General features: G+C 44.3%; 10 protein-coding genes. All 10 read left to right on the plus strand.

Annotated features, from left to right (window positions below):
• The first annotated feature begins 18 nt into the window (after positions 1-18).
• The 10 genes from BLP92_RS10095 (at position 19) to araA (ending at position 11,968) form a co-directional block, all read left to right on the plus strand.
• Positions 19-828, plus strand: a complete 810-nt coding sequence (locus BLP92_RS10095; RefSeq protein WP_090842835.1) for a Cof-type HAD-IIB family hydrolase — start codon at positions 19-21, stop codon at positions 826-828.
• Between the two features lie 625 nt (positions 829-1,453).
• Positions 1,454-2,863, plus strand: coding sequence for an ABC transporter substrate-binding protein (locus BLP92_RS10100; RefSeq protein WP_090842836.1), 1,410 nt, complete (start codon positions 1,454-1,456; stop codon positions 2,861-2,863).
• Positions 2,864-2,934: 71 nt separating this feature from the next.
• Positions 2,935-3,858, plus strand: a complete 924-nt coding sequence (locus BLP92_RS10105) for a carbohydrate ABC transporter permease (RefSeq protein WP_244516764.1) — start codon at positions 2,935-2,937, stop codon at positions 3,856-3,858.
• The gene (locus tag BLP92_RS10110) at positions 3,858-4,709 is read left to right on the plus strand and encodes a carbohydrate ABC transporter permease (protein ID WP_090842838.1); all 852 of its coding nucleotides are present in this window, start codon (positions 3,858-3,860) and stop codon (positions 4,707-4,709) included. Before BLP92_RS10105 ends, BLP92_RS10110 begins: the two co-directional genes overlap by 1 nt.
• Before the next feature lie 43 nt (positions 4,710-4,752).
• Positions 4,753-5,388, plus strand: coding sequence for a YesL family protein (locus BLP92_RS10115; protein WP_090842839.1), 636 nt, complete (start codon positions 4,753-4,755; stop codon positions 5,386-5,388).
• Between the two features lie 7 nt (positions 5,389-5,395).
• The gene (gene arfA / locus BLP92_RS10120) at positions 5,396-6,895 is read left to right on the plus strand and encodes an arabinosylfuranosidase ArfA (RefSeq protein WP_090842840.1); all 1,500 of its coding nucleotides are present in this window, start codon (positions 5,396-5,398) and stop codon (positions 6,893-6,895) included.
• A 20-nt stretch (positions 6,896-6,915) separates the two neighbouring features.
• Positions 6,916-7,878 (plus strand): glycoside hydrolase family 43 protein, encoded by a 963-nt coding sequence (locus BLP92_RS10125; RefSeq protein ID WP_090842841.1) that lies wholly within the window; start codon positions 6,916-6,918, stop codon positions 7,876-7,878.
• A 192-nt stretch (positions 7,879-8,070) separates the two neighbouring features.
• On the plus strand, positions 8,071-8,769 hold the full coding sequence (gene araD, locus BLP92_RS10130) for an L-ribulose-5-phosphate 4-epimerase (RefSeq protein WP_090842842.1): 699 nt from the start codon (positions 8,071-8,073) through the stop codon (positions 8,767-8,769).
• Positions 8,770-8,791: 22 nt separating this feature from the next.
• A complete protein-coding gene (locus BLP92_RS10135) occupies positions 8,792-10,453 on the plus strand; it encodes a ribulokinase (RefSeq protein WP_090842843.1) in 1,662 nt (553 codons plus the stop codon).
• Between the two features lie 27 nt (positions 10,454-10,480).
• Entirely contained in the window at positions 10,481-11,968 is a 1,488-nt protein-coding gene (gene araA, locus BLP92_RS10140; protein WP_090842844.1) for an L-arabinose isomerase, read from the plus strand.
• The last annotated feature ends 52 nt before the right edge of the window (positions 11,969-12,020 follow it).

Genomic DNA, 12,020 nt, shown 5'->3' on the forward strand with positions numbered 1-12,020 from the left:
GAGACACGGGAGGAAGCTATGGCGATAAAAGCAGTGTTTAGTGATATTGACGGTACACTTCTTAATTCCGATGAAAGTATTACTCCGGCTACGAAAAAGGCCATCCGAAAAGCAGTAGAGAAAGGCATCTCTTTCGTACTTGTTTCCGCCCGGCTTCCCAGCGGCATGCTTCCTATGCAGGAGGAACTGGAGATCGAGACACCGATGATTTCTTATGGCGGGGCGCTGGTCCTCTCCTCTGCTGAAAAAGATGCAGAGATAATTTACGGGGTGAAGCTTTCTCCTGCCTCTGTGAAGAAGGTTTATCAAACAGTAAAAGAGCAGTGTAAAGACGTGCACTGTGCGCTGTACGGACAGGATGAATGGAGAGTAAATGATCCGGAGAATGAATGGATGAAACGGGAGGAAGCCACCGTCAATGTGCCTCCCGTAAAAGAAAACCTCGATGAATATGTAGAAAAAGAGCCTCCGGTTTATAAAATGCTCTGTACTGGAAATGCGGAAGAATTAGCAAAGCTCGAAAAAATATTGAAAGAAGAATTATCAGGGGTAACTGTCCATAAATCGAAAGAAAACAATCTGGAAGTCGTCCCTGAAGAGGCGTCCAAGGCGACAGCGATAGAAAAAGTACTGGAGAAGCTGGAAATAAGGCAGGAAGAAACACTTGCTTTTGGAGATAACTACAATGATGTCGATATGCTGAAGTTTGCCGGCATTGGGATCGCCATGGGCAATGCGCCGGACGAAGTAAAACAGGAAGCAGATGAAGTAACTGCAAGCAACGATGAGGATGGAATAAAAGACGCAATCGAAAAACATATACTTTAGAAAGCAGGTGGGAAGCGTAAAGGAGCTTTCCACCTTTTCAGGCTGTAAAGAGTTAGCAGATGAATACAGGTATCATGTACTCTCTTTACTGAAATTATAATTTGCAGGGGAGCTTGAAAAAAGAAGCAGGGAGTATTTATTTCCTCATTTATATTAAGAAAGAATGAGGATATTTGTGTAAGAAAAGCATACACCAATAAATGATTCTTTCTTTTATAATCATCCGTACAGGATAATTTCGTTTCCAAAACGCCTAAAAAAACCCATTAGTTGTAAACTTATACGTATGACATCTTAAATATTACGTACAAGTAAAAAGAAACTTCTATATTCCTTGCGCAGACAGAACTTGCAGCTGTCTTAAAGTCTCCTAACCTAAGTACATAAGGCAATGATTAAAATAATTTTAGAAAATTTTAAATACATACTTGCGGATAAATAAATTATAATCTATAATACAAATTAACTCATACGTATATGTTTCTATTACTTGAAAGCGCTTCATATATATGTTTGTTATTACTAATTTATAACAAATAAAAATTAAGCAGCCTTTGAGCACGGAACACTCATACGTATGGTAGGAAATAACAGAAATAAGATAATTTAATCAGGAGGGGAAAAGATGAAAAAGCATTTATTGATGTTAGCTTCTGTGAGTTTAGTGTTAGCTGCCTGTGGAGGCGACGGAGGCAATAACGGAGACAATAACGGAGGCAATAACGCAGAGAATAATGGAAATAATGGGAACGCCGGAGGCGGCGAAGCAAGTGGTGAAGGCGGAGAATTAGATGCCGAAGTTGTAGTAGGTGAGGACATTGAAGGGGCTACGGAATTTACGTTCTGGAACTTCCAGGAACTCCACTCGGAATTCTTTGAGGATGCAGTAAACAGATGGAATGAAGAATATCCCGACCGTCCTATCCAGCTGACAGCAGAAACTTATCCATATGACCAGATGCACAACAACCTGCTTCTTTCCCTGCAGTCAGGCAGCGGTGCGCCGGACTTTGCTGATATTGAAATTTCTCAGTTTGCAAACTATCTGCAGGGAGATGTTCAGCTGCAGCCGTTAAACGAACATATTGAACCAGTTATTGATGATTTTGTTGATTCCCGCTTTGAAATCTATGCAAAAGACGGCGAGTATTACGGCATGGATTATCACGTAGGAGCAACAATGATGTACTATAACGAAGAAATTATGGAAGAAGCAGGCGTTGATATTGATTCGATCGAAACTTGGGATGACTATGTGGAAGCAGGTCAGCAGGTAGTAGAGAATACAGACGCAGTGATGACGACGGTAGAGTCAGACGAGCATTTTTCTTTCTGGCCGCTGATCAGCCAGCGTGAATCAGATTATTTTGATGAGAATGGCGATGTGATTTTAGACAATGAAGTAAACGTAGAAACGCTTCAGTTTATTTCTGACCTTGTACATGAGCATGAAATTGCACAAATTGCACCAGGTGGATTCCATCACGCAGAAGAATATTATGGCTTCATGAATGAAGGCGGTGCAGCTTCCCTGATGATGCCAATGTGGTACATGGGTCGTTTCCTCGACTACATGGAAGATCTTGACGGCAAAATGCAGATCCGTCCGCTTCCTATGTGGGAAGAAGGCGGCAACCGCTCCGCAGGTATGGGTGGAACAGGTACAGTTGTTACAAATCAAAGTGAAGATCCTGAATTAGCAGCGGAATTTCTTGCATTTGCTAAGCTGACAGAAGAAAGCAACATTAAGCTGTGGGAAATCCTCGGATTTGATCCGCCGCGCCACGATGTTTGGGAATCTGAAGAAATGCAGGCAGACAACCGTTTCTACGACTATTTCCATGACGATATCTTTGAAATCTTAACTGAGGTGCGAGATGAAATCGCGGAAATTAATATCACTGAATTAACACCGGATGCACAGGAAGAAATTCATTCCAACGTAATGCATTCTGTGCTGCGTGAACAGTCCCAGACACCGCAGGAAGCTCTTGAACAAGCAGCCGAAGCAGTTCGCTCGCGTGTTGTAGAATAATTATTTTGCAGTGAAGATATCTCAGGGGAGAACCTCTCCTCTGGGATCTCATTGCTTAGGAGGCATTGATCGTGGAAAAAACGATAGAAGTAAACTCGCCTAAAAAAAGGCGATCCAGATTACTCTACTCAAAAAAGATAGCGCCTTACCTGTTTGTTTCTCCTTTTATTATCTCCTTCCTATTTTTGTCGCTGTACCCTTTCATCAGCGCATTTAACATGAGTTTTCAGCGGGTGCTCCCAGGGCAGACACAATATATAGGCACAGCAAACTTTGAAAGAGTGTTTAATCCGACGTTTTACACGGCTGTTCAGAATACAACGGTCTATGTTATATGGACAGTAATTATACTGACGCTCGTGCCGATGATTTTTGCAGTTATTTTAAATCACCGCCTGATGAAATGGACAAATTTCTTCAGAGCCTCGATTTTTATTCCTGCATTAACATCAGTTATCGTTGCCGGTACAATCTTCAGAATGATCTTTGGGGATTCTGATTCGGCATTTGCAAATCAGGTGCTGCAATTAGTTGGCCTGGAACCGAAAGAGTGGCGTTACAGTGCTGGAACAGCAATGTTCCTGATGGTAACACTGGCTTCCTGGCGCTGGATGGGTGTAAACGTTCTTTACTATCTTGCTGCTTTGCAGAACGTAAGCCAGGATTTATATGAAGCGGCTGATATTGACGGCGCAAATGCATGGCAGAAATTCCGCAATGTAACTTTCCCGGCAATCAAGCCTATTTTTATTTTCTTATCGACGATCACTACGATTAATGGTTTCAGAATGTTTGAAGAAAGTTTCGTATTCTTTGAAACCAGTTCTCCCGGAAATATCGGGTTAACAGTAGTCGGATATATTTATCAGGAAGGTATTCAGCGAAACGATATGGGCTTTGGAGCTGCAATCGGAATTGTGCTTCTTGCAATTATCTTCGTGGTAAGTGTTATACAGCTTTATCTCACAGGCGCATTTAAAAAGGATGATGAATAATGAATAAAAACAAAACTGGAAAGGAAAAACTTATCAGTACAGGAATGGTGCTTCTTTTCAGCATTATCGCTTTAGTTGCTCTTTTTCCTGTTATCGCTCTCGTCGTTGCTTCCTTTAGTCCGGCATCAGACCTAATGCGTTTCGGTTTAACTGCTGAATTATTTTTAAGCAGCTGGAACACGGAAAACTTCGTTGCTCTCTTTGGCGGAGAAGGCGGTGCTTACTGGCAGTGGTATATTAACAGTTTAATTATTTCGGCATTCCTCATTGTGCTGTCTCTGTTTTTCTCTTCAATGGTAGGCTATGCGCTTGCTTTGTATGAGTTTAAAGGAAAGCGATTTATTTTCATTCTGGTGCTTCTGATACTTATGATTCCATTTGAGATTCTGATGCTTCCATTATTTACAATGATGATTTCATTAGGACTGGTGGACTCCTACTTTGCAGTGATGCTGCCGCTGATTGTGGCTCCAATTGCTGTCTTTTTCTTCCGGCAGTACTGTCTTGGTCTTCCAAAGGAATTGATGGAATCCGGCCGGGTGGACGGTTGTACAGAATTCGGGATTTTCGCCCGTATTATGGCGCCGTTAATGCTTCCTTCTTTTGCGGCGATGGCGATTCTGCAGGGACTGACAAGCTGGAATAACTTCCTGTGGCCGCTCCTGGTACTTCGTTCAAATGATATGTTCACACTGCCGGTAGGGCTGGCTACATTACTGACACCTTATGGAAACAACTATCAGATTCTTTTCTCAGGTTCTGTCATGGCGATTATTCCAATTATCATTCTCTTCCTCTTCTTCCAGCGTTTCTTTATTGCTGGCTTAACTTCCGGAGGGGTAAAAGGATAAGAGTTTTTAAAGCGAAAGTTACTAAGGGAAAGGATGAAGCAGCATGGTAATGGAAAAGATAGATGAATTGTTCCGTTATATCACCAAACTGGCTTTGCTTAACGTTATGTGGCTGGGACTCACGATCGCAGGTCTTGGGGTCCTCGGGTTTTTCCCGGCTACCGTTGCTATGTTTACGGTAGCGCGCCGCTGGGTTCGTGAAGGACAGCAGGGAAAGGTAGTTAAGCCGTTCTGGGTAACGTATAAAGCTGAATTTCTTCGCGCAAATCTCTATGGATGGATCTTTGCAGCAGCAGGCGCGGTACTATACGTGAACTTTCATATTATCCAGGCTTCCAATGGAAGTGTTCCTTACTATGTAGTAATTGCTTACATGCTGTTAGTAGTTATGTACTTGCTGGTGTTAGCCACAATCCTTCCGATTTCCGTGCATTTTGAAGGTGGTATGGGGAAAATATTAAAGCATACTTTTCAATTCATTCTTGGAAAAATACATCTTTCTGTATTATTCGGTGTATTGATATGGGCGGGAATATATCTTTCTCTCTCCTTCCCGGCCGTTATTTTATTTTTCTCCGGAAGTCTGATGGCATACCTGCTGATGTGGTTTTTTAACCGCACGATTGAAAAATTGGAATATAAGCAGCTGCAGCAAAACGAGCTTACTTTGAAAGGGTGAGAAATATATGAAGAAAGCAAATATGATTATTGATAAAGAATATAAAATTGCCGAGGTGGACGAACGTGTCTATGGTTCTTTTATTGAACATTTAGGCCGCGCAGTATATGGAGGCATTTATGAAGCAGGGCACCCGGAAGCAGATGAGCAGGGCTTTCGCACGGACGTGCTTTCACTCGTAAAGGAGCTGCAGGTGCCGATCGTACGTTATCCAGGTGGAAACATGGTTTCCGCGTATAACTGGGAAGACGGCGTAGGACCGAAGGAAGACCGTCCGAACAGACTGGAACTGGCCTGGCGCACGATAGAAACAAACGACTTTGGAACAAATGAATTTGCAGACTGGGCACAGAAAGCCGGCACAGAAGTAATGATGGCAATTAACTTAGGTACAAGAGGCGTAGACGCAGCAAGGAATTTCATTGAGTACTGTAATCATCCAGGAGGCACATACTGGAGTGACCTCCGCAAAAAGCACGGCTATGAAAAGCCGCATAACATAAAAACATGGTGTCTTGGAAATGAAATGGACGGACCTTGGCAGGTAGGACAGAAGACGCCGGTGGAATACGGACGGATTGCGAAAGAAACAGCAAAAGCAATGCGGCTGGTCGACCCGGATATTGAACTTGTTTCCTGCGGCAGCTCTAATTCCAGCATGCCTACATTCCCGGAGTGGGAAGCGGTGACGCTCGATCATACGTATGAAGAAGCAGACTATGTATCTCTTCATCAGTATTTCGGAAACCGTGATAATGATTCACAAAATTACTTAGCAAATACGATGGAGCTGGAACGATTTATTAAAACAGTTACTTCCATCTGTGATTATATTAAAGCGAAAAAGCGCAGCAAGAAAACGATGATGCTCAGCTTTGACGAATGGAACGTCTGGTACCATTCCAATGAGAATGACGAGAAAATGGAGCCCTGGCAGATAGCACCGCCGCAGCTGGAGGACGTGTATAACTTTGAAGATGCGCTTCTCGTCGGCGGTATTCTCATTACTTTCTTGAAAAATGCGGACAGAGTAAAAATGGCATGCATGGCACAGCTTGTGAATGTAATCGCTCCGATAATGACGGATAACATGGGCTCTGCTTGGAAGCAGACAATTTATTATCCATACATGCACACTTCTGTGTTCGGAAGAGGAACTTCCCTCCAGCCGGTAGTCGTATCTCCAAAGTTTGATACTAAAGACTTCACAGACGTACCTTACATTGACAGTGCTGTTGTTTATAACGAAGAAAATGAAGAGGTAACAGTCTTCACTTTAAACCGCCACCTGGAAGAAGATATCCTCGTAAATATTAACGTAAGCGGATTTGAGGATTACAGAATTGTAGAACATATTGTTCTGGAAAATGATGATTTAAAAGCGGTCAATACTTCACAGAATCAAGCAGTACAGCCGCATAAAAATGGGCAGTCTGAATTAAAGGACGGCAGAATAGAAGCAAAAATTAACCACACTTCGTGGAACGTCATTCGTTTGAAAAAATAAGCTTGTAAGGAGATTTTTCAATGAGCAGAAACTACAGCTATAACAATCCTATTATCGAACAGCGTGCAGATCCATGGGTCTACAAGCATGAAGACGGCTTTTATTATTTTACAGGATCTGTTCCGGAATATGACCGTATTGAAGTCCGCAGAGCAGAAACGATAGAAGGACTTCGGGATGCTGAACCGGTTTCGGTATGGCACAAATATGAATCTGGACCGCTGAGCGCAAACATCTGGGCGCCGGAAATTCATTTTATCGATGGGAAATGGTACATCTATTTCGCTGCAGCGAGAACCACGGAAACAAAAGACGGGCTGTTCGACCACCGTATGTACGCACTTGAATGTGACGCGGCAAACCCGCTGGAAGGTGAGTGGGTGGAAAAAGGGCAGGTAGTTTCCAACTGGGAATCTTTCTGTCTGGATGCGACTTCCTTTGAACACCGCGGCACCCGCTATTATGTGTGGGCACAGAAGGATCCGGATATCGAAGGAAACTCCAACATGTATATTGCCGAAATGGAGAACCCATGGACCCTGAAAGAAAAACAGGTAATGATTTCCACACCGGAATATGACTGGGAAAAAATCGGCTTTCTTGTAAACGAAGGCGCGGCAGTGCTGCATAGAAACGGGAAACTGTTTATGACTTTCTCCGGCAGTGCAACAGATTATAATTACTGCATGGGACTGCTTTATGCAGAAGAAGGCGCAGATCTTCTCGATCCAGCTTCCTGGAAAAAACTCGATCACCCAGTATTTGAAACGAGTGAAGAAAACGGACAGTATGGTCCGGGACACAACAGCTTTACGGTGAGTGAAGATGGCAAAGAAGATGTATTGATCTACCATGCAAGAAATTATAAAGAAATTGAGGGAGATCCTCTTTATGATCCAAATCGTCATACAAGAGCGCAGGTTATCGAATGGGATGAGAACGGCTTTCCTGTCTTCGGCAAACCAGTACCGGATGCGAAGTAGTTTTACAAAGTATGGGATCTTCCCCGCACATTTTTAAAAGGTCATAGAACCGGCCTTTTGCGGAACGAAAGCGAGGACGCTGTGAGAGAAATTAGTAGAGAATAAGCCTCCAGCAAGTCTTCTCCGAGAGTGAAGCAGCGAATGGAATTTTTTTTCACAGCAGCCTAATACAAAAAAGGAGGGAAAGCCTCTATGGATATGCAGAAATTAAAACAGGAAGTCCTGGAAGCCAATCAGGCGCTTCCTCATTATGGACTTGTGACCTTTACCTGGGGAAATGTAAGCGGCATTGACCGCGAAAATAACCTCGTTGCAATCAAGCCGAGTGGGGTCGGTTACGAAGAATTAACAGTAGATGACATTGTGGTAGTGAACTTTGAAGGAGAAGTAGTGGAGGGCAGTCTAAAACCTTCTTCTGACACTCCGACCCACATTGAGTTGTATAAGCACTTTCCGGATATCGGAGGAGTTGTGCATACACATTCTTCCTGGGCGACCAGCTGGGCACAGGCCGGAAGAGACCTGCAGGCGCTCGGTACCACTCACGGGGATTACTACTACGGAACGATCCCCTGTACCCGTCCAATGAGACCGGAAGAAATCAAAGGCGAGTACGAAAAAGATACTGGAACAGTAATTATTGAAACATTCAAAGAGCGACGTATCGAACCGAACCAGGTGCCTGGGGTACTCGTTCACAGCCATGCACCGTTCAACTGGGGAAAAGATCCGGCGGACGCACTGCACAATGCAGTGGTGCTGGAAGAAGTTGCTAAAATGGCGGTTGCGACTTACCAGATAAATGCAGGCGCTCCTTCCATGGACCAGACGCTGCTTGATAAGCACTTTTTAAGAAAGCACGGAAAGAATGCATACTACGGCCAGAAATAATTATTAGAGAGGAGCCTGAGTCATGACCAGATACGCAGTGGGAATAGATTACGGAACGCAGTCCGGACGGGCAGTTCTCGTTTCCCTTGAAAATGGGAATGAAATTGCGGACCATGTAGTGGAATATCCGCACGGCGTAATGGATCAGACGCTCCCCAATAAAAACATTAAACTTGGTCATGAATGGGCGCTTCAGCATCCTGCAGATTATGTGGATGTTATCAGACAGGCTGTACCGGCTGTATTGAAAACTTCCGGCATAAATCCTGAAGATGTAGCAGGGCTTGGCATTGATTTCACTGCCAGCACGATGCTTCCTATCGATGCGGAAGGAGTGCCCCTGTGCTGGAAGGACGAATATAAAAATAATCCGCACAGCTGGGTGAAACTCTGGAAACACCATGCGGCACAGCCTTATGCAAATGAGATCAACGAACTGGCGGAAAAACGGAATGAACGCTTCCTTCAGCGTTATGGCGGAAAACTTTCGTCAGAATGGATGCTTGCGAAAATTTACGAAACGCTTGCAGAAGCACCGGACATATATGAAAATGCCGACCTTTTTGCAGAAGCGGCAGACTGGGTGATTTTGCAGCTTACCGGCAGCTTCCTCCGCAACAGCTGTACGGCAGGATACAAAGCCTGCTGGCACAAACAAGACGGCTATCCTTCTCAGAACTTCTTCAAAGATATTGATCCCCGCTTAGAAGATATAATCGAAACAAAATTAAGAGGTGAAGTGGTGCCTCTGGGTACAAAAGCTGGCGGTCTCACTGAAGAAATGGCAGCAATTACAGGGCTTCCGGAAGGTTTGGCAGTGGCAGTCGGAAACGTGGATGCACATGCTTCTGTGCCGGCACTTGGTGTAGTGGAAGAAGGAAAAATGGTGATGACCATGGGAACTTCTATCTGTCATATGGTGCTGGGGAAAAAAGAAGAAGAAATGGAAGTAGAAGGAATGTGCGGTGTAGTAGAAGACGGCATCATTCCGGGATATTACGGTTACGAAGCCGGTCAGTCGGCAGCGGGTGACATCTTTGGGTGGTATGTAGACCATGCCGCTCCACAATATGTGTTTCAGGAAGCGCAGGAGCGAGGAACAAACGTCCACGCACTTCTGGAAGAAAGGGCTGCCAAACTGGCACCAGGAGAAAGCGGACTGCTCGCACTTGACTGGTGGAACGGAAACCGGTCTGTGCTGGTGGATACAGAACTGAGTGGAATGATGCTAGGATTTACGCTTTCTACTAAACCGGAAGAAGTATACCGGGCACTCCTGGAAGGTGCGGCATTCGGAACAAGAATGATTATAGATGCTTTCGATCACAATGGCGTTCCCGTAAACGAACTGTATGCCTGCGGCGGACTTCCGCAGAAAAATCCGCTGTTAATGCAGATTTATGCGGATGTCACAAACAGGGTCATCAAAATTGCAGATTCTGTGCAGACACCTGCACTCGGCGCCGCCATGTTTGGCGCAGTAGCAGCTGGGGCAGAAGCAGGCGGCTATAACAGTATTTATGAGGCAGCTGAAAAAATGGGGAAAATTAAAAAAGAATATTACACTCCAGTTCCAGAAAACGTAAAAATGTACGAAAAAATATATCAGGAATACTCCCGGCTGTATAATTATTTCGGCCGCGGAGAGAACGATGTTATGCGACGCCTGAAGCAGTGGCGTTAATCAGCCAGGGAGAGGATGAAGAAAGCTATGGGTATTAAAAAGCAAGCATATACGTTTTGGTTCTTAACAGGAAGTCAGCATTTATATGGGAGGGAAACGCTGGATCAGGTGGAAGAACAGACGAGGGGAGTCGTCGAAGGCCTGAACAAAGCAGATCTTCCCTTCGAAATTAAAATCAAGCCGGTATTAACTACGCGGGAAGAAATTCGTAATGTAATCCGGGACGCCAATGTAGATGAGGACTGTGCAGGTGTTATCACTTGGATGCACACTTTCTCTCCGGCGAAAATGTGGATTGATGGCTTAACAATCCTGCAGAAGCCGATGCTTCACCTGCATACACAGTACCATCGTGACATTCCTTGGGATTCCATTGATATGGACTACATGAACCTGAATCAGTCCGCACACGGAGACCGGGAATTTGGATTTATGGTTTCCCGTCTGAATATTAACCGTAAAGTAGTCGTTGGCCACTGGTCCAATGAAGATGTACAGACGCGAGTGAAGGAATGGATGAAAACAGCAGTAGGCCATGCGGAAAATCAAAAAGTGAAAGTAGTAAGGTTTGGAGATAACATGCGCCGGGTAGCGGTAACAGAAGGCGATAAAGTCGAAGCACAGATTAAATTCGGATGGACAGTGGACGGCTACGGTATTGGAGATCTCGTTGAGTACATGAACGGATTTTCCGACAGCGAAGTCGAGCAGCGGTACAAAGAATATGAAAACCAGTACCGGATTGCCTCTGCTGTAACTTCAGATCTTTCCAAGAAGCAGAATGTACTGGATCAGGCAAGAATTGAACTAGGGCTGCAGGCATTCTTTGATGAAGAAGGATATAACGCTTTTACAACTACATTTGAAGATCTGCACGGCATGCCGCAGCTTCCGGGATTGGCTGCCCAGCGCATGATGGAAAAAGGCTACGGGTTTGCCGGTGAAGGTGATTGGAAAACTGCAGCATTCCTGCGGATGATGAAGGTAATGACAAATAATGAAAGAACAACATTCATGGAAGATTACACATATCATTTAGAGCCTGGAAATGAATTGGTTCTTGGATCACACATGCTGGAAATTTGTCCGACAGTGGCGCAGAATCAGCCGGAAATACAAGTGCATCCACTCGGAATCGGCGGTAAGGCAGATCCTGCAAGGATGGTATTTGATGGGGTGGGAGGTCATGCAGTAAATGCAGCACTGATTGATCTTGGTCACCGCTTCCGACTGGTCATTAATGAAGTAGACGCGGTAGTGCCGACACAGGATACTCCAAACCTTCCCGTGGCGAAGTTACTCTGGAAACCGCAGCCATCATTATCAACTGCTACAGAAGCCTGGATTCATGCAGGAGGAGCGCATCACACGGTTCTTTCTTTTACAGCTTCCGTCGATCAGCTGCTTGATTGGGCAGAGATGTCTGGTATCGAAGCAGTGATTATAAATAAAAATACAGAAATTTATCAGTTGAAAGATACGTTGAAATGGAACGAACTTGTATGGAAAAAATAATACATTTAAAAAAATAATTTTAAAACCCTCGTAAAATAAACTTTTTTTACAT

This window comes from Alkalicoccus daliensis (assembly GCF_900103955.1).
GTDB classification, from domain to species: Bacteria; Bacillota; Bacilli; order Bacillales; family Salisediminibacteriaceae; genus Alkalicoccus; species Alkalicoccus daliensis.

Coding starts and splice junctions, on each gene's coding strand:
- araA (WP_090842844.1), top strand. CDS start 10,481: ATGGGTATTAAAAAGCAAGCATATACGTTTTGGTTCTTAACAGGAAGT.
- arfA (WP_090842840.1), top strand. CDS start 5,396: ATGAAGAAAGCAAATATGATTATTGATAAAGAATATAAAATTGCCGAG.
- BLP92_RS10115 (WP_090842839.1), top strand. CDS start 4,753: ATGGTAATGGAAAAGATAGATGAATTGTTCCGTTATATCACCAAACTG.
- araD (WP_090842842.1), top strand. CDS start 8,071: ATGGATATGCAGAAATTAAAACAGGAAGTCCTGGAAGCCAATCAGGCG.
- BLP92_RS10095 (WP_090842835.1), top strand. CDS start 19: ATGGCGATAAAAGCAGTGTTTAGTGATATTGACGGTACACTTCTTAAT.
- BLP92_RS10110 (WP_090842838.1), top strand. CDS start 3,858: ATGAATAAAAACAAAACTGGAAAGGAAAAACTTATCAGTACAGGAATG.
- BLP92_RS10100 (WP_090842836.1), top strand. CDS start 1,454: ATGAAAAAGCATTTATTGATGTTAGCTTCTGTGAGTTTAGTGTTAGCT.
- BLP92_RS10135 (WP_090842843.1), top strand. CDS start 8,792: ATGACCAGATACGCAGTGGGAATAGATTACGGAACGCAGTCCGGACGG.
- BLP92_RS10125 (WP_090842841.1), top strand. CDS start 6,916: ATGAGCAGAAACTACAGCTATAACAATCCTATTATCGAACAGCGTGCA.